Source organism: Paraburkholderia sp. J67 (assembly GCF_905220265.1).
Taxonomy (GTDB): Bacteria; Pseudomonadota; Gammaproteobacteria; order Burkholderiales; family Burkholderiaceae; genus Paraburkholderia.
Genome location: NZ_CAJMZK010000010.1, coordinates 99881 through 117566, shown reverse-complemented (window position 1 = coordinate 117566; position 17686 = coordinate 99881). Strand labels below are relative to the sequence as shown.

Sequence of the window (17686 nt, the reverse complement as noted above, 5' to 3'; positions counted from 1 at the left end):
TTCCGACCTTTAAATACCGTGTCTTTCTCACGCGTCCGTATAACGGCTTGCGGGCATCTTGTTCGAGAGATGCGGGGCCATCGTGCGGCGTGCCGCTTCGTACACGTCCCATTCCTCGCCCGCATGCAGCGACGGAATCGTCACGAGTTCGCCGCGCTCGAAGCCCTTGAGCGCCGCGTCCACCATTGCGCCCGCCGACATCACGATGCTTTCCGGCAGATGTTCGATCGGCAGGCCGCCGGTTTCCCAGAAGTCCGTGGCCGTCGCGCCCGGCAACACGGCCTGCACCTGCACGCCCTTGCCCGCAAGTTCATGGTGCAACGACTGGCTGAAAGCCAGCACGAACGCCTTGCTGCCGCCATACACGCCATTGAGCGTTTCCGGCGAAATCGCCACGACCGACGAAATATTGATGACCGCGCCCTTGCCGCGCGCGACGAAGCCCGGCACCGCCGCGTAGGTGAGGCGCGTGAGCGCCGTCACGTTCAGGTCGATCATGCGGGTCATCGCGTCGACATCGCTCTCCAGCAGCGGCTTGTGGGTGCCCACGCCCGCGTTGTTGACCAGCAGCGTGATGCTCGCGTCTTCCCTGAGCTTCGCTTCCACGCTCGCGAGTCCTGCGCGGTCGTTCAGATCGGCGTCGACGATCTCGACGCTTCGTTGCGTCTCGGTGGTGATGCGATCGGCCAGCGCGAGCAGACGTTCGCGATTGCGGGCGACCAGAATCAGGTCGTAGCCACGGCGCGCGAGGCGCTCTGCGTAAATCGCGCCGATGCCCGACGATGCGCCCGTAATGAGGGCCGTACCTGCGTGTGCCTGCGTCATGATGTGACTCCTTTTTCGCTGATTGCTTCGTGGTGTTGAGGGTGATGCCGTGAGTGCATTCTGGCCATTTCCGGCCGCGACGGAAATGACGTATTTGGGTATGATTTAGGACATTGGATGACAGGAGAACGGACATGCACCGGATCGGCTTTCTGCTGAGCGAGGGCTTTCAGATCATGGCGCTCGCGCCGCAATCGGTGTTCGAGTACGCGAACATGACGGCGGGCGAGGCGTTCTACTCGCTCGAGAATTTTTCCGTGGAAGGCGGCGACGTGCGCTCGTCGCTGAATGTGTCGGTGGGCACGCGCGCGCTGCGCGGCCGGCTGGAGATCGATACGTGGATCGTCGCGGGCGTGAACGATCCGCTCAGCGATCCCGCTTCCCCCGAGATCCTGGCGTTTCTGCGCAAGACCGCGCCGCGTGCGCGGCGCATCGCGGGCATCTGCACGGGCGGCTTCGTGCTGGCCGAAGCGGGCCTGCTCGCGCAGCGGCGCGCCACCACGCACTGGGCCTATGGGCGCGAGATGCAGAAGCGCTATCCGGACATTCGCGTGGAGGAGGACCGCATCTATATCGTCGATGGGCCGGTCTGGACCTCGGCGGGCATGACAGCCGGGCTCGATCTGGCGCTCGCGATGGTGGAAAAGGATCTGGGCGCGGAGATCGCGCGCTCGGTGGCGCACAAGCTCGTGATGCATCAGCGCCGTGCGGGCGGGCAGTCGCAGCATTCGGAAATGCTCGATCTCGCCCCCAAGTCGGACCGTATCCAGGACGCGCTCAACTATGCGCGCCAGAACCTGTCCGGTGCGCTCACGGTGGAACAGCTTGCCGAGCGCGTGCATTTGAGCCCGCGCCAGTTCAGCCGCGTGTTTACGCTCGAAACCGGGCAATCGCCGGCGAAAGCCATCGAAGGGCTGCGCCTGGAAGCCGCGCGTCTGATGATCGAACAGAGTCGCCATCCGCTCGACGTGATCGCGAAGGAAACCGGCTTTCGCGACCGCCGCCATCTGCGCGAGGCTTTCGTGCGCGGCTTCGGTGTGCCGCCTCAGTCGGTGCGGCGCGACGCGCGCATGGATCTGCGCGCAAGCGACTAGCGCCTCGCGCGCAGGCGCCCTGCACTACAATCGCTGCTCTCGCGCATGCCCCGCATGCCACTACAACGAACCCTGCGTCACCCCTCATGCGTCTTCTCCACACCTCGGACTGGCATCTGGGCCAGCACTTCATGGGCAAAAGTCGTCAGGCCGAGCATCGGCAACTGATCGACTGGCTCGTGGCCCAGGTCGATACGCACGCCGTCGATGCCGTGCTGATCGCGGGCGATATCTTCGATACCGGCACGCCGCCCAGCTACGCGCGCGAGCTGTATAGCGACCTCGTGGTACGGCTGCACGCGGCGGGCGTGACGCTGTTGCTGCTGGGCGGCAATCACGATTCGGTGGCGACCTTGCGCGAGAGCAGCGCGTTGCTGGAGCGGCTTTCCGCGCGCGTGGTGCCGCATGCCGATGCGCCCGAGGCGCAGGTGTGTGTGCTGCCGCTGCGTTCAAATGGCGCGGTAAACGCACGAAAGGCGCCGGGCTGCGTGGTGTGCGCCGTGCCGTTCATCCGGCCGCGCGACGTGATGCAAAGCGAGTATGGGCAGAGCGCGGAACAGAAGCAGCAATCCTTGCAGCTCGCGATTCAGGCCTATTATCAGGCTGTTTTCGCCGCCGCCGACGCGCGGCGCAAAGCCCTGGAAGCGGAACTCGGCCACGCCGTGCCGCTGATCGCGACGGGTCATCTCACCACGGTCGGCGCAAGCGCGAGCGAATCGGTGCGCGAGATTTATGTGGGCGCGCTCGAAGCGTTTCCTACCAGCGCGTTTCCGCCCGCGGATTACATCGCGCTCGGCCATATTCATCGGCCGCAAAAAGTGGGTGGCCTCACGCATATCCGCTATAGCGGCTCGCCCATCGCGCTGAGTTTCGATGAAGCCACGCAGCAAAAGGAAATGCTGCTGGTCGATCTGAACGAAACCGGCCTGCAGGCCGTCACGCCGCTGCCCGTGCCGGTCTTTCAGCCGCTCATTGCGCTCAAGGGCAATCTCAAGACGCTGCCGGCCAGCTTCGCTCAGGCCGCGCAGGACGCCACGCCCGAGTGTCCCGCGTGGCTCGAAGTGACGGTGGCCGAGGACGACTATCTGGCCGATCTGCCCGCGCGCATCCAGACCATGACGGAGGGCCTGCCGCTCGAAGTGTTGCGCATCCGTCGCGAACGCGGCAATGCCGTCGCACACTTGACGGCCGATGCGGGCGTCACGCTCGACGAACTCGATCCAATTGACGTGTTTGCGCGCCGCCTCGCGCACGAAACGCTCGACGACGAGGTACGCGACGCGCTCACCACGCGCTACAAGGCCGTGGTCGCGGCCACCGTGGAGGGCGACGCATGAAGATCCGCAGCCTGCGCCTGAAGAACCTCAACTCGCTCAAGGGCGAGTGGGAAATCGACTTCACGAAAGCGCCTTTCGCCGATAACGGCCTGTTCGCCATCACCGGCCCGACCGGTGCGGGCAAATCGACGCTGCTCGACGCGATCTGCCTCGCGCTCTATCACGAGACCCCGCGTCTGAAGACGCTGTCCGCATCCGCGAACGACATCATGACGCGCCACACGTCGGACTGCCTCGCGGAGGTGGTGTTCGAAGTGAAGGGCGAGGTCTATCGCGCGTTCTGGAGCCAGCGCCGCGCGCGCGACAAGGTCGATGGCGCCTTGCAGCAGCCCAAGGTCGAACTCGCGAGCGGCGACGGCACGATCCTCACCACGCATATCAGCGAAAAGCTGCGGCGCGTGACCGAGATCACGCGGCTGGATTTTCCGCGCTTCACGCGCTCGATGCTGCTCGCGCAAGGCGGCTTCGCGGCCTTCCTCAACGCCACGGCGAACGACCGCGCGGAACTGCTCGAAGAACTCACCGGCACCGAAATCTACGGGGAAATCTCGCGCCGCGTGTTCGAGCGCGCGGGCGAAGCGCGCGATGCGCTCAAACAGTTGCGCGCGAAAGCCGAGGGGATGGAACTGCTCGACGCCGATCAGCGCACAGCGATCGAGCAGGAGATCGGCACGCTGACGGAGCAATTGAATGCATCAACGGCGCAGGCCAAAACGTTGCACGCGCAACGGCAATGGCGGCGCGATCTCGCCCAGGCCGAGGCGGATGTGCAAACAGCGCTTACGCGCGAGGCGACGGCGGCAACGGCGCTCGCCGCTGCCGCGCCCGAGCTAGAAAAGTTCGCCGCGAGCGAGCCCGCCGAGGCGCTGCGTCCGGCGTATCAGGCCGTGCAGCAAGGCGACGCCGCTTGCCGTCAATCGGATGCCGATCTCGCCGGGATGCGCCGCGAGCGCGCGGAACGTCTCACCGCACAGCAACGGCAATATGGCGCGACGGCCACGCTCGCGGGCCGCATCGTGCGTGACGGCGACGCGCAACTTGCGAAGCTCGAAGCGGACCAGCGGCGCCACGACGGCTGGTGCGCCGCAAACGGCCACCTCGCGCAACTGGGCGAGCGGGTTGGCGCATGGCGTCAGCAATTCGAGCAGCGCAAACGCGGGGCTGCGGATCTCGCCACGCGCGCGAAGCAGCTTGCCGATGTCGAGCAACAACAGCATGAGCAGCGCGCGCAGCGTGAGCAACATGCCGCGACGCTCGTCGCCGCCGAGGGCGCGAAGAAGGAATCGGACGCGAGCCTGCTAGCGCTGCAAACTGCGCAGCAAACGCGGCTCGCGGGGCAGACGCTCGCGCAATTGCGTGATGCCTGGCAAGCGGGTCAAACCCACTTCGCGCGCTGGCAGCAACTGGAGACCGTGGCCGAGCGCCGGCGCGCGCTCGCTGGCGAGGAACAGACGCTCGCCGCCGCGTTGACGCGTACGCAAAGCGACATCGACGCGAAGGCTGCCGAAGCGCAGGTACACCAGCAGTCGCACGCGCAATTATTGGCTCGCGTAGACGATAAGCAGAAGCTGCTCGAACAGGAGCAGGTGATTCGCAGCCTTGCGCAGCACCGCGAGCAATTGCGCTCCGGCGAGGCGTGCCCGTTGTGCGGCTCGCACAAGCATCCGGCAATCGACGCATATCGCGCGCTCGATGAGTCGGCCACGCAGACCGCGCTGCAAACCGCGCGCGCCGAGTTGCAGGCTTGCGCGCAGCGATTGAGCGGTGCGCAACAGGCTTTGTCGGCGCTGCGCGCCACCTTGGCACAGCACCATACGCAGCACGAAAAGCTGGCTGCGCGCAGCAGTCAGCATCGCGAGGAATGGGATACGCTGGTCAAGGCGCTGGCTACGACAAAGGCTCTGGACGACGATGCCTGGCAACACCCCGAAGCGCTCGCCACCGCGCGCGAGTCTGCGGACCACGCCGCGCAGCAGATCAAACAGCACGTCGATGCCGCCGAACAGGCCGAGGCCGAACTTGGCCGCGCACGCGAAGCCAACGCGCGTTGCGCCGACGCGCTTCAAGCCGCGCGCGCCCGCGCCGAATTGCTCGAACACACGCTCAAGAGTCTTCAGGCGCGCAGCGAAGACATCGCGCGCGAACGTGGCGCGCTGCAAACCGCTCACGATGACGAGAGCGCGAGCCTGCTCGACGCGCTGCGCGCGAGCGGCTACGCGCTCGACGCGCTGCCCGAGGACGCCGCCGCATGGCTGCAAGCGCGCGACGCCGAATGGCGCCAATGGCAGGAAACGCAACAGCGCCTGCACGCGCTCGCACAAGCGCTGGTCCGCCAGCGGAGCCAATGCGAAGCCGCACGTACGCAGTGGCAATCGTGGCGCGAGCGTTGCGCCAGCATCGGCGTGGAAACGGCGCACGCCACGGCCACTCGCGACAATCGTACGGCATCCTTATTTGATGACGAGGAAGAAGACGACGGCGACGCCTCGCCAGAAGCCTTCGAAGCCAGCGCCACACACGCCGATACCCTCACGCGCGAACTCGTCGCGCTCGACGGTCAGGTGACGCATCTCGAACGAACGCTCGCGCAGCAGCGCACGGCCTTCGACGAAGCGAGCAAGGCCTGGCAAGCCGCGCTCGCGCAAAGTCCGTTCGCCGATGCGGAGCGCTTTCTCGCCGCGTTGTTGCCCGCGGAAGAACGCAAGCGCTTGCAAGCCCTCAAGCAACAACGCGAGCAGGACAAGCAGACCGCCACCGCGCTGCTGCAAGGCGCGCGCGACAAGCTCGCGCGCCTTCAGGCCGTGGAATCGCCGGTGCAAACCGACGCCACGCTCGAAGCGCTCGACGCCCAGCTCGTTGCACTGGACAAGGAAAGCGCCACGCTCAATGAGCGCCTGGGCCATCAGCGCGGCGTCCTGACGCGCGACGCGCAGCAACGCGGAAGCCAGCGCGCCCTGTTCGAACAGATCGAGGCGCAAACCCACGACGCCGATCTCTGGCAACGGCTCGATTCGCTGATCGGCTCGGCCAGGGGCGACAAGTTCCGCCGCTTCGCGCAGGGGCTCACGCTCGATCATCTGCTGGCGCTCGCGAACCGGCATCTGGATCGCCTGCACGCGCGCTATCTGCTGCGCCGCAAATCGACGGGTGAACTGGAACTGGAGATCGTCGACGGCTGGCAGGCGGACGCCACGCGCGATACGCGCACGCTCTCGGGCGGCGAGAGCTTCCTCGTGAGTCTCGCGCTGGCGCTCGCGCTATCGGATCTCGTGAGTCACAAGACCTCGATCGATTCGCTGTTTCTCGACGAGGGCTTCGGCACGCTCGACGGCGATACGCTCGAAATCGCGCTGGACGCGCTCGATACGCTCAACGCGAGCGGCAAGATGATCGGCGTGATCAGTCACGTCGAGGGTTTGAAGGAGCGCATCGCCACGCAGATCCGCGTGGAGAAAGGCGGCGGAATCGGGCATTCGCGGCTGGTGTTCTAAGCAGCCGCACGCGGGTTTCAGGGCTTCTTTTCGAGGCCCGCGAGATGAGCGAGCATCGCGTCGCCGATCATTTCCCCACCGATGCCGCCGCGCGCGACGAGCGCTTCGCCCGCGCCGCGAATATCGCGCGCCTCCTTGTTCTGGCCAAGCTTGCGCTTGCCCACGAGGCGCGTGATCTCGATCTCCAGCCCGACGATGGCCTTGAGCATGGTGTCGAGATAATCGGTGGGGGCGTCGCCCATTTTCCAGGGCTTCGGCTCGCCCGCTTCGTGGGTGCGCGTGAGGCGCGCGACCACGCCGCGCACGAACTTCTCATCGTCGCGGATACGGATTCTGCCGTGCGCGTGCACCACGACATAGTTCCACGTAGGCACCTGGCGATGCGTTTCGTGCTTCGACGGATACCACGTGGGCGAGATATAGGCGTCGCCCGCGCGGAAAATAGCGAGCACTTCGTCGCCGTCCTTCACGTCCTGCCACAGCGGATTGGCGCGTGCAACGTGCGCGTGCAGCGTGCCGAATGTACCAGGCGCGCCCTCATTGGGAAGGAGTTCGAAGGGAATGTGATTGGCGTCCAGGCCGCTCGCGCCATGCGTGACCAGCGTGCCGAACGGATGCTGCGCGATCAGTTCGTGCAGGACTTCGGGACGGGATTCGTCGAAATGGGCGGGGACGTACATGGCGGCTCCACGTTGCGAAGTGGCGCGCGGCGGCCGGGCCGGGCGCGGGTGGGGAAGCCGCTATTGTCGCGCTAAAGCGCGCGGGCTTGTAGAGCCAGCGATTCCCGCAAACGGGGAACCAGCCCTGCCATGCTCCTGACTTCAGCCGCGCACGCCCTCGCCCGCCAGCTCGATCTCGACGCGTTGCAGCTCGCGAAACGGTTCGAGCGCCGCCTCACTCGCGCTTGCCGAGGTAATCAGACGCCAGTCGCGTTCGAGCGGCGTCCAGTGCTGCTGGCGCGCGCGGCCGAGCTTGTCCGAGTCCGCCAGCACGATCACCTGCGCCGCGCGGCGGATCACGCAGTCCTTCAGCGAAGCCTGCTGCGCGCTCGCCTCGCACAGGCCGAAACCGGCCACCACGCCATCGGCGCCCAGAAACGCGGTATCGACGCTCACGCGCGAAAGCAGCAGTTCCGCGAGCGGCCCGAGCGTGCTCATGCTCGAACTGCGCAGATCGCCGCCGATCAGCGTGACGTCAATGCCCGGCGCGTTCGCGAGCGTCATCACGGCCAGCAGGTTGTTGGTGATCACATGGAGATCGCTGCGCGTGAGCAGATGGCGCGCGAGCGCCGCGCAGGTGGTGCCGCCGTCGAGCATGACGGTGTCGCCGTCGCGCACGTGCGCCGCCGCGGCAAGCGCGATCAGCTCTTTCTGTTCGCGCTGCGCGGCCTTGCGCTCTTCGAGCGAGGCCTCCGGCTCGTGCACGCCGACCAGTGCCGTCGCGCCGCCATAGGTGCGCACGAGGCGGCGCTGCTTGTGCAGCACCGAAAGGTCGCGGCGAATCGTGGCTTCCGACACGCCCAGCGCCTCCGTCAACTGTTCGACGTTGGCCTCGCGCGTTTGCACGAGTTCGAGGATGGCGCGGTGACGGTCGGACGCTTTCATTGCATAAGTCGGGGCTGAACGGACCCGGCGATCTTACACGATGGTGCGATCGATCCGGGCTGTGCCCCTTCCGGCACGTTGCACCTCAACGGCGCGTGGCCAACTCCGCGCCCTGGCGCAGCGCTTCGAGCAGACTGCCTGCATCGACCACGCCCTTACCCGCGATATCGAACGCCGTGCCGTGGTCGACCGAGGTGCGGATCACTTCGAGACCCACCGTCACGTTCACGCCGGCTTCGAGGCCCAGCACCTTCACGGGACCGTGCCCCTGGTCGTGATACATCGCCACCACGAGGTCGAAGTCGCCACGGCCGGCGCGGAAGAACAGCGTATCGGCGGGCAGCGGGCCGGTCACGTCGAGGCCGCGTTCCTGCAACAGCTTCACCGCCGGAATGATCTTCTCTTCCTCTTCGCCATAGCCGAACAGACCGTTTTCGCCCGCGTGCGGATTGATCCCGCACACGCCAATGCGCGGCTTCGCAATGCCCGCCTTCACGAGCGTGGCGTTGCCGCGCTCGATCGTGCGCTGCACGAGGCCCGGCTCGATCTTGCGGATCGCGTCGATGATGCCGATGTGCGTCGTCACGTGGATCACGCGCAGTTGCGGCGCGACCAGCATCATCGACACTTCCTCGACGCCCGTGAGGTGCGCGAGCATTTCCGTGTGGCCCGGATACTTGTGGCCGCCCGCGTGCAGCGCTTCCTTGTTGAGCGGCGCGGTGCAGATCGCGTCGATCTGCTTGCTCTGCGCGAGTTCGACCGCGCGCGCGATGTACTGGTAGGCGGCGTCGCCCGCGAGCGCCGAGAGTTCGCCAAAAGGCAGATCGTCGGGGATCAGGTTCAGGTCGATTATGTCGATCGTGCCCGGCTCGTAGCGCGCCTCGGACGGGTCGTTGACGCGACGCACCGCAAGCTTCAGCCCGCAGATGTCGATGGCGCGTTCGAGCCGGCGCGCGTCGCCGATCACGACCGGACGGCACTGCGCGTAGACCTGCGCGTGCGTGAGACTCTTCGCGATCACCTCGGGGCCGACGCCGGCGGCGTCGCCCATCGTGATGCCGATGACGGGGATATAGGTGCTCATAAATTCCTCAAGGGTGCTGAATGGGCGTCGGCGCGCGGCTCAATGCGAGGCGTCGCGCGCCGTTCGCGCGTGTGTCTGTTCAGTGTGTCGTGCTTTGTGTGGGCGTTTCGCGCCGCATGTCGCCTACGCGCATGTCGCCTACGCGCATGTCGCCTACGCGCATGTCGCCTACGCGCATGTCGCCTACGCGCATGTCGCCTACGCGCATGTCGCCAAGATGGCGCCACGCGGCGTACAACGCGTCATCGGTGCCGAACGCGCCCGCCTTGGTGACGACGGCGGGGCGATGCGAGCGGCCTTCGGTCTGCATCAGCGGTCGCGCCACCGCCACGCCCGCCTCGATCTCGGCGATCAGGCGCAGACTGCCGATGCCCGCAGCGTCGAGCATCGCACGCGCGGTTTCGCCACCCGTGGCGATCAGGCCGCCGAGCGTCGCGAAATGCGGCACGACCAGCGCAGCCAGCATTGCCGAGAGATGCGCGCCTTCGGCAGGATCGAACGCTTCGTCGCGACCGATGCGCAGGAGCAGGTCTGCGCGCGTGTCCGATCCGGCCGCGCCCAGCGTCGCACCAATGCGCGCCGACCAGTGCGGCCAGTCCGCGTGCGCCTCGCCCGCGCGCAACACTTCGGGCGGCACCACGAGTTCGACGAGACCCACGCGTTCGCGCAGCACGGCACATTGGCGCTCGCCCACGGCCGACAGGCTGCCGACCAGCACGAGAACCGGGCCGCTGACGCCGTGGTCCTCTGTTTCGGTATCGCGTGTGTCGTCCGCACGCGGCAGATCGAGCGTCGCAAGCTCGCGCGCGAGTCCACCCGAGCCAACCCAGAAGAACGCGCTCTCAAGCGCGAGCGTCGCGTGAGCCAGCGCGCGCAGATCGTCCGCGCTCTGTGCATCGACGATCAGCGCCTGCGCGCCGTCCGCGCCTTCGGCCGCAATCAGCGCCGCGCGGCGCGCAAGCGCACGCGGTTCGTGATGCAGCAGCGCCGCGTTGAAGCGCTCGCTCTTGAGGCCCGCCGCCGCCAGCATCGCGGCCATGTCGGCGCTGCGGCCCGCGTGTTCGAGCTGCCAGGTTTCGGTCTGTTCGAGCGGCACGCCATGCACGAGCAGCGCGCCGCCGCGCACCGTGCGGCCCGTAGCCGGAAACGCGGGCGCGACGATCGCGAGGCCCGCATGCGCCTGCAGGGCGGCGACCTCGGCGGCCCAGTTGCCGCGCAGCGTCGAGTCGATCTTCTTGTAGAGGCGACGTTCGCGCCCCAGCGCGGCGAACGCCTGCGCAGTGCGCCCGGCGGCGTCGGCGGGCGTGAGGCGGCGCGTGTCGGTGTCGGCGGCGATCACATCGGCGGCGTGCGCCGCGTCGGACGGATCGAGCGTCACCACCGTGCGATGGCCCGCGTTGGCGAAGCCGATCGCGCAATCGGCGGCGCCCGAAAGATCGTCGGCGATGATCAACAGCTTCATGGTGCGAGCCTCTTGCCTTCGCAGGATTCACCGGGATTCGGGTTGCGCGCGGCGTCGCGCGCGTGGGCCCGCTTCGCCACCCAGGCCGTAAGCACCGGCGAGACGATCGCCGTCACCACCACGCAGGCCGCGACCAGCAGCGTCGCGCTCTGCGCCGCCGCGTTGTACACCGGATTGGCCGCCGCGACCAGCGCGGGCACGGCGGCGGCATTGCCGGCCGTGTTGGCGGCCGCGACACCGGCCACGCCCGTGCCGCCCGTCACGCGATCGGCGAAATACAGGGGAATGCCCGTCACGATCACGACGGCAATGCCAAGGCCGATACCCAGCACGCCGGCCTGCCAGACCTTGTGCAGATCGAGACCTGCGCCCAGCGCGAGCGCGAAGAACGGGATCATCACCGGCACGGCGCGCGCGAGGAAGGCGCGCATTTCGCGGTCCAGATTGCCCAGCAGCATGCCCGCGCACAGCGGCAGGATGCTGCCCACCAGCGTCTGCCACGGGAACGCGGAGAGCCCCGCCACGCCCAGCGTGACCATCGTGAGGAACGGCCCCGACTCCAGCGACATGATGGTATAGGCGCCCACGTCTTCCGAGCGGCCGTACTGCCCCATCAGCGCCATATAAAGACCGCCGTTGGTGTCGTTCATCGCGGCGACCACGGCCAGCGTGGACAGGCCCGCGAACAGACCCGAGGCGATCGGCTGCTCACCGAGCGTATGTCCCATCAGAATGCCGACCAGGATGGCCGCGCAAACCTTGGTCGCGAACAGCGCCCCGCCCTTCTTGAGCAGATACGGCGTGGCCTTCACGTCGATGCTCGCACCCATGCAGACATAGAACACGGCGAGGATCGGCAGCGCGCCGGTGAAAAGCGCATTCGTGAAGGAGCCGAAGAACTTCGGCAAGCCGGGCACGAAGGTCGCAACGAGCGAGCCGACGAGCAGCGGCACGATCATCATGCCGCCGGGAACGCGCTCGATCGAACGCTTGATGGGAATCTGGGCCATGCGAGTCTCCTCAATGATGATCCGATCGGCGCACGCCTTGGTCCGGCGGGGTCGCTCTGGGATTTGATCGGTTTGCTCACTGTTTTGATTGAAACGATCATGGCGGAGTGTAAACGCACGCACGGATTTGCGCAATTCGATCATTTGAATGATCGAAACGATCAAAATAGGGACGGGTGATGGCGGGGGAGATCGCGGCGGCGCGGATTGCCGGCGTGGACAGCGCGGGAGCGAACGGCTTCGGCGGGAACCCGGCGGCCGACACGCGATGTATCGGCAACTACGGCACACCCAGGATATCGAGCGGGCACGTGTCGTCGGTGGTCAGGACGAGGGGGGCGGAGCGTTGCGTGTTGGGTCGGGCCGCTCGACGACGGCCTGCGCATGGGCGCGCCCGACCGTCGTCAGATCGACGCATGGAAGGCGTTCTTCGTCACGCCTCATCCTCAGGACTACTGGTGGAATCGTGGGCGCCCGTTCCCCACTTTCCGCTTCGCCGGGCGGTGGCAACGCGCGCGAGCGCTACAACATAAAGACATTGCCTGCCGTCGTAGCGGCAGACACCTGAGCGGCGCCCGCCTCCAGCAACTCAAACAGTCTCGTAACACGGCTGCGCTGGCTCGCGACGAGGTCGTACGTCGCTTCGAGCATGCGCAGGCGTTTTTTCCAGTATTCGCCGTCGATGCCGCGCGGCATGTGCGCGGCCTGTGCGCGGCTCGTGTATTGCACCATGCGCTCGACGTGGTCGAGTTCGGCGTCGGCCAGGATGGCGGGCAGCAGACTACCGCTCCTGGGCAGGCTGGACTTCGGTATGGCACTCATTTTTCTCTCGCTTTTTATTTTGCCGCTGTTCGTACATCCACATACGTCCGGATTAACCGGCAAGGCGTCTGCGCGGGCCTTCTATCCCCGGGGCCCAGTTCGCGACGCAAGATTTCGGCATAGCTTGCAATGTTTGCTATCGCCGATGGCTTCTCCCTTTCGTCGTATGACAATACCCAGGTTCGATTGCCTCGCTTGACCATGCGTCTCAGTTTGCGATTTCGCGCAATCCGCGCTCAATCCGTGCTCAATATGTGGGAGCAAATCGCCAACCGAGGTGGTTTGTCGTACTACGAATGCGCCGTCTGCTATCGCGACAGCGCGTCGGCGGCGGCGATCGCCCCGGTTCGATCGCGCCCGCTCCACACGCACGCCCGATGCGCAATCGTCACGCGATTGCGGAAAGTCCTTGCGCCCGCAACGAGTCCTCGCTCTCCTCGCCGCGCTATTTCCGATTCCGCAATGGATTCATTCGTTACACGGAACAACGCTTGAGTGATCACGCGCGGCCTGAGCGCATGCCCCGACAATACGGGCGTTACGGGCGTTTTCCCGTTTCGAATCAACAGCGCTCGCGCGCCAAAATTCGAACTGCAGGGTTTTTATCGGGTTTTTTTCGGGTTGCCTGAGCAGGATCGCGCTTCTAGAATCGGTACGGATTAATACGGCGCGGCCAGAGCTATCGGGCAAGCGCCCATAAAGACAGTCAGAGCAGCATCAGGAGGACGACGCATGACGACCGCGCAGCAAGCGCAATATCGAGCGGGCGCATGACGCCAATCAGGGAGAGACACACCACCATGAACGACATGCTAACGACATCGGCGCAAACCGTGCTCGCCGATCTCTGCACGCCGCAATTCGTGCGCGGCGTGGAGTTGACGCAGGACCGCCGCGCGGGCCGCGAACTCTGGCGACAACTCGAAGCGCTCGGCCTGCTCGATGCGCTCGTGCCCGAAACCCAGGGCGGCGCCGATCTGCCGCTCGCGCAGGCCGCGGGCGTGCTGTTCGCGTTCGGCCAGCACGCGTTGCCGCTGCCCGCCGCCCACACGATGATTGCGCGCCATTTGCTCGCCGCGGCCAACGTGGCGGCGCCGCGCGGGCCCATCGCGCTCGCGATCGCCGATGCCTCGCAGCGCGCGGCCTTCGTGCCCTACGGTCAGGTGGCCGACGCGGTAGTCGTGGAAACGTCGGCCGGCACCTGGCTGGTTTCGCTCGCCGCCGCCTGCGTGGAAAAGCACGGCGATGGGCTCGACGCCACGGTGCGCTTCGATACCCGTACGGCGCAGGCGCTGCCCGCGCGCGGCATCGCCGAACTCGGCGCGATCGTGACCGCCGCCACCATGGCGGGCGCGATGCAGCGCGTGCTCGACATCAGCACGGCCTATGTGAATGACCGCGCACCGGCAAGCCGTTCGTGCAGCACCTTTCTCGCGCTGGAGCGCCAGCTGAGCGTGATGGCCGGACACGTCGCGGCCACGCGCGTGGCCGCGGAGCAGGGCTGCGCCGCGCATCGCAGCGACGAGCAGCGCATCGCGAGCGCGATCGCCAAGGCGCGCGCGAGCCGCGCCGCGCCGCTGGTCGCCAATGGCGCACACGGGCTGATGGGCAGCGTCGGCGTTGCCGCAAAAGTCGATCTTCAGCTCTTTACGCGCCGTCTGCACGCGCAACGATTGCAGTATGGGTCGGAGGCGTTCTGGGACGAGGTCGTCGGCACGCATGCGCGCGACCATCGCTCTGTGATGGACGAAGGCGTGGTTGGGATTTTTGATGCGCTCGACGAAGCAGCCACCTTGCGGCATTGACGTCGCTGCGGTTTGCCCAGACAAAAACGCGCCGCTTTTTAGCGGCGCGTTTTGTTTTTCGGGTTGCCGCGCTGAATCTGGAGCGTTGATCAGAACGCGAAATCCGCCGTGCGCGCAAGCGATACGAAGGGGCCGTTCAGCGTGCGGTTGTGATGCGCGATGATGTCGCGCGCGTCCAGTGCGGGCGTATTCGCGGTGCTGTGCGCGTCCTCGATCAGCACGGCGCGCAGGCCCAGATCGAGCGCCGCGCGGCAGGTCGCATCGACGCAATATTCGGTCTTCATGCCCGCGATCACGAGTTCGGCCACGCCTGCTTCCGCAAGCCACTGCGCCAGCCCCGTGCCGACGAAGCAATTGGGCCGCGTTTTCACGAATACGTGGTCGCGTGCAGGGTCCACAGCGAGTGCAGGCAACAGTTGCGTGAGCGCGCTGTCCGGCGCGAGCGGCGAACCAGCGGGCCCGGTGTGGCGAACCGCGTAGATCGGCGCGCCAGCCGCGCGTGCTCTCGCGATCAGCGTGTTGATGTTCGCGAGCACGCGCTCGCCTTCGAAGGGTGGCGGATGGCTGCTGAACATGCCGACCTGCATGTCGATGATCAACAGGGCGCGCGGGTTCGATGCGCTGGCTTGCATGGCGTTTCTCCTTGTCGAGCCGATAAGGACGGGAGAAACGACAAGGCCCCGTCCGTTACCGGCGGGGCCTTGGGGCGGATACGTTTGAACCTTTCGCGCACCGACCTCACGACCCGCCTGAAGCGGTCGTGGTCGTCGTCGTGGTGGCGCGCGCAATGCGATCGAGGTTCATGCGGACCATCATGCCGTACGCACTTGCGATGCGTCAACCCGCTATTTCAGCCGCTAGCGCGGCTGCATACGGATCGCGCCGTCGAGCCGGATCGTTTCGCCGTTGAGCATCGGATTGTCGAGAATGTGTAGCGCGAGCGAGGCGAATTCGTCGGCCTGACCGAGACGCGGCGGAAACGGCACAGTCTTGCCGAGCGACGCGCGAATCTCGTCCGGCAGGCGCGCCAGCATCGGCGTATCGAACAAGCCGGGCGCGATCGTGCACACGCGGATGCCCTTGCTCGCGAGGTCTCGCGCGGCCACCAGCGTCATGCCCACCACGCCCGCCTTCGACGACGCATAAGGCACCTGGCCGATTTGCCCTTCGTACGCGGCCACCGATGCAGTGAGCACACACGCTCCGCGCTCGCCTGCCGCGTTGGGTTCGTTGCGCGCCATCGCCGCCGCCGCGAGACGCAGCGCGTTGAAGGTGCCGACCAGGTTCACGCGCACGATGTTTTCATAGGCGTCGAGCGAGCCCGGCGAGCCATCCTTCTCGATCAGGCGCACTGCACCGCCACGACCCGCGCAATGCACGAGCCCGCGCAGCGCACCGCGTTGCGTGGCCGCTGCGAATACGGACTGCATGTCCGCTTCGCTCGTGACGTCGGCGGGCACGAACGAGGCCGCCGGGCCCAGTTCGTCGGCGACGGCCGCGCCGCGTGAGCTCGCGAGATCGGCGAGCACGACTTGCGCGCCCTTCTCCAGCAACTGTTTCGCGCTCGCCAGGCCGAGACCCGATGCGCCGCCCGTGACAACCGCTACCGCTCCTTTCCATTCCATGCGTGTTCTCCTTGTCGCTGTCTTTGTCTGTTCGCTATTTAAAGGCGTTCGATGAGCGTGGCGTTGGCCATGCCGCCCGCCTCGCACATCGTCTGCAATCCGAATCGTCCGCCGCTGCGCTCGAGCGCGTTGAGCATCGTCGTCATGAGTCGCGCGCCCGAGGCGCCCAGCGGATGCCCGAGTGCAATCGCGCCGCCGGCAGGATTCAGGCGCGCCGCATCGGCGCCCAGCGCCTTTTGCCAGGCGAGCGGCACCGATGCGAACGCCTCATTCACTTCGAAATGCGAAATATCGCCGATCGTCAGGCCCGCCTTCTTCAGCAGGCGCTCGGTTGCGGGGATCGGCGCGGTGAGCATCATCAGCGGATCGTCGCCGCAGACGTCGAACGAAACGATGCGTGCGCGCGGCTTCAGGCCCAGTTGCGCGGCCTTCCTCTCGCTCATCACCAGCAGCGCCGCCGCGCCGTCCGAGATCTGCGAGGCGTTGCCCGCCGTCACGTTGAAGCGGATGCCAGGAAAGCGCTCAGCGAGCGCGGCGTCTTCGAACGAGGGCGCGAGGCCCGCGAGGCGTTCGGCCGTGGTGCCCGCGCGTATCGTTTCGTCGACGTCGATGCGACGCGTGCCGTCAGCGCCCGGCGCCTCGATCGGCACGATCTCGCGCGCGAAGTGCCCGGCGCTGCGCGCGGCATCGGCGCGGCGATGCGATTCGGCCGCATACGCGTCCAGCACTTCGCGCGTGAGGTCCCACTTCTGGGCGACCAGGTCCGCGCTCACGCCCTGCCCGACCAGTCCCTGCGGATAGCGCGCCTGAAAGCGCGCGCCGTACTGGTCGCGACCGATGCGCGACGAACCCATCGGCACGCGGCTCATCGACTCCACGCCGCCCGCGATCACGATTTCGTTTGCGCCCGCCATGATGGCCTGCGCCGCGAAATGGACGGCCTGTTGGCTCGACCCGCATTTGCGCTCGACCGTGGTGGACGGCACGTGCTGCGGATAGCCCGCCGCGAGCCAGGCCACACGCCCCGGCGTGGTGGCCTGCTCGCCCACCTGGCTCACGCAGCCGATGACGATGTCGTCGACGCTGCCCGGATCGAGGTCGTTGCGCTCGACGAGTTGCTGGAGCACCTGCGAGAGCAGGTCGGCCGGGTGGAGTTCGACGAAAGCGCCGCCGGCCTTGGTCCGGCCCATAGGACTGCGCACTGCGTCGACGATTACCGCGCTCTGGATCATGGTTCGCTCAATGGTTGGAGGTGAAAGATGCTTTGCGCGATGTCAAAGATGCTCGATTTACTGCGTCGCGCATGAAAAATGAAACACCAGGATCAAAATACACCACCACATCTCGAAATTTCAATAGTGGTTAACATTTTTTGATCCACAAAGATCATTTCTATTGATTTTGACCATCGAATCCGCAACACTGGTTTCATTGTTCGAACCCGAGAGACCGAATTCCCACACTCTGAGCGCCGCCAATGGCCCGAAAGGGCGCGGCATAGCGTCGCGTTTTCCGAAAAATGAGCCT

Annotated in this window: 14 protein-coding genes; 4 read left to right on the top strand and 10 right to left on the bottom strand. The window is 66.4% G+C overall.

Annotated elements, in window-relative coordinates:
• Positions 1-27: 27 nt before the first annotated feature.
• Complete coding sequence (locus tag U5782_RS19790) at positions 28-825, bottom strand: SDR family oxidoreductase (protein ID WP_322045570.1); 798 nt, start codon at positions 823-825, stop codon at positions 28-30.
• 134 nt (positions 826-959) lie between these two features.
• Here U5782_RS19790 and U5782_RS19785 point away from each other — a divergent pair, with 134 nt between their 5' ends.
• The 3 genes from U5782_RS19785 (at position 960) to U5782_RS19775 (ending at position 6747) form a co-directional block, all read left to right on the top strand.
• Positions 960-1919, top strand: coding sequence for a GlxA family transcriptional regulator (locus U5782_RS19785; RefSeq protein ID WP_322045569.1), 960 nt, complete (start codon positions 960-962; stop codon positions 1917-1919).
• A gap of 86 nt (positions 1920-2005) precedes the next feature.
• Positions 2006-3256, top strand: a complete 1251-nt coding sequence (sbcD, locus tag U5782_RS19780; RefSeq protein WP_322045568.1) for an exonuclease subunit SbcD — start codon at positions 2006-2008, stop codon at positions 3254-3256.
• Complete coding sequence (locus U5782_RS19775) at positions 3253-6747, top strand: AAA family ATPase (protein WP_322045567.1); 3495 nt, start codon at positions 3253-3255, stop codon at positions 6745-6747. The genes sbcD and U5782_RS19775 overlap by 4 nt, the downstream gene beginning before the upstream one ends.
• Positions 6748-6764: 17 nt before the next feature.
• On the opposite strand, the gene U5782_RS19770 is transcribed toward U5782_RS19775, so the two are convergent.
• The 6 genes from U5782_RS19770 to U5782_RS19745 form a co-directional block, all read right to left on the bottom strand.
• Complete coding sequence (locus U5782_RS19770) at positions 6765-7427, bottom strand: FMN-binding negative transcriptional regulator (RefSeq protein WP_322045566.1); 663 nt, start codon at positions 7425-7427, stop codon at positions 6765-6767.
• 141 nt (positions 7428-7568) lie between these two features.
• Positions 7569-8351, bottom strand: a complete 783-nt coding sequence (locus U5782_RS19765) for a DeoR/GlpR family DNA-binding transcription regulator (protein ID WP_322045565.1) — start codon at positions 8349-8351, stop codon at positions 7569-7571.
• An 85-nt stretch (positions 8352-8436) separates the two neighbouring features.
• Entirely contained in the window at positions 8437-9435 is a 999-nt protein-coding gene (gene pdxA / locus U5782_RS19760) for a 4-hydroxythreonine-4-phosphate dehydrogenase PdxA (RefSeq protein WP_322045564.1), read from the bottom strand.
• Positions 9436-9514: 79 nt separating this feature from the next.
• Positions 9515-10897, bottom strand: a complete 1383-nt coding sequence (locus tag U5782_RS19755; RefSeq protein WP_322045563.1) for a four-carbon acid sugar kinase family protein — start codon at positions 10895-10897, stop codon at positions 9515-9517.
• A complete protein-coding gene (locus tag U5782_RS19750; RefSeq protein ID WP_322045562.1) occupies positions 10894-11907 on the bottom strand; it encodes a 2-keto-3-deoxygluconate permease in 1014 nt (337 codons plus the stop codon). The genes U5782_RS19755 and U5782_RS19750 overlap by 4 nt, the downstream gene beginning before the upstream one ends.
• 522 nt (positions 11908-12429) lie before the next feature.
• Positions 12430-12729: a hypothetical protein gene (locus U5782_RS19745; protein ID WP_322045561.1), complete on the bottom strand. Its 300-nt coding sequence runs from the start codon at positions 12727-12729 to the stop codon at positions 12430-12432.
• Between the two features lie 800 nt (positions 12730-13529).
• Between U5782_RS19745 and U5782_RS19740 the strand changes: the two genes are divergently transcribed.
• On the top strand, positions 13530-14534 hold the full coding sequence (locus U5782_RS19740) for an acyl-CoA dehydrogenase family protein (RefSeq protein ID WP_322045560.1): 1005 nt from the start codon (positions 13530-13532) through the stop codon (positions 14532-14534).
• Between the two features lie 89 nt (positions 14535-14623).
• Here the strand turns inward: U5782_RS19740 and U5782_RS19735 are convergent, their stop codons facing one another.
• From U5782_RS19735 to U5782_RS19725, 3 genes are all read right to left on the bottom strand, one after another.
• On the bottom strand, positions 14624-15166 hold the full coding sequence (locus U5782_RS19735; RefSeq protein ID WP_322045559.1) for a cysteine hydrolase family protein: 543 nt from the start codon (positions 15164-15166) through the stop codon (positions 14624-14626).
• Positions 15167-15391: 225 nt separating this feature from the next.
• Positions 15392-16159 (bottom strand): SDR family NAD(P)-dependent oxidoreductase, encoded by a 768-nt coding sequence (locus tag U5782_RS19730; RefSeq protein ID WP_322045558.1) that lies wholly within the window; start codon positions 16157-16159, stop codon positions 15392-15394.
• A gap of 38 nt (positions 16160-16197) precedes the next feature.
• Positions 16198-17388, bottom strand: a complete 1191-nt coding sequence (locus U5782_RS19725) for a thiolase family protein (RefSeq protein WP_322045705.1) — start codon at positions 17386-17388, stop codon at positions 16198-16200.
• Positions 17389-17686 lie beyond the last annotated feature (298 nt).

Excerpts from the sequence above, each read along its gene's own strand:
- U5782_RS19790 (WP_322045570.1), bottom strand. The coding sequence starts at position 825 with ATGACGCAGGCACACGCAGGTACGGCCCTCATTACGGGCGCATCGTCG.
- U5782_RS19785 (WP_322045569.1), top strand. The coding sequence starts at position 960 with ATGCACCGGATCGGCTTTCTGCTGAGCGAGGGCTTTCAGATCATGGCG.
- sbcD (WP_322045568.1), top strand. The coding sequence starts at position 2,006 with ATGCGTCTTCTCCACACCTCGGACTGGCATCTGGGCCAGCACTTCATG.
- U5782_RS19775 (WP_322045567.1), top strand. The coding sequence starts at position 3,253 with ATGAAGATCCGCAGCCTGCGCCTGAAGAACCTCAACTCGCTCAAGGGC.
- U5782_RS19770 (WP_322045566.1), bottom strand. The coding sequence starts at position 7,427 with ATGTACGTCCCCGCCCATTTCGACGAATCCCGTCCCGAAGTCCTGCAC.
- U5782_RS19765 (WP_322045565.1), bottom strand. The coding sequence starts at position 8,351 with ATGAAAGCGTCCGACCGTCACCGCGCCATCCTCGAACTCGTGCAAACG.
- pdxA (WP_322045564.1), bottom strand. The coding sequence starts at position 9,435 with ATGAGCACCTATATCCCCGTCATCGGCATCACGATGGGCGACGCCGCC.
- U5782_RS19755 (WP_322045563.1), bottom strand. The coding sequence starts at position 10,897 with ATGAAGCTGTTGATCATCGCCGACGATCTTTCGGGCGCCGCCGATTGC.
- U5782_RS19750 (WP_322045562.1), bottom strand. The coding sequence starts at position 11,907 with ATGGCCCAGATTCCCATCAAGCGTTCGATCGAGCGCGTTCCCGGCGGC.
- U5782_RS19745 (WP_322045561.1), bottom strand. The coding sequence starts at position 12,729 with ATGAGTGCCATACCGAAGTCCAGCCTGCCCAGGAGCGGTAGTCTGCTG.
- U5782_RS19740 (WP_322045560.1), top strand. The coding sequence starts at position 13,530 with ATGAACGACATGCTAACGACATCGGCGCAAACCGTGCTCGCCGATCTC.
- U5782_RS19735 (WP_322045559.1), bottom strand. The coding sequence starts at position 15,166 with ATGCAAGCCAGCGCATCGAACCCGCGCGCCCTGTTGATCATCGACATG.
- U5782_RS19730 (WP_322045558.1), bottom strand. The coding sequence starts at position 16,159 with ATGGAATGGAAAGGAGCGGTAGCGGTTGTCACGGGCGGCGCATCGGGT.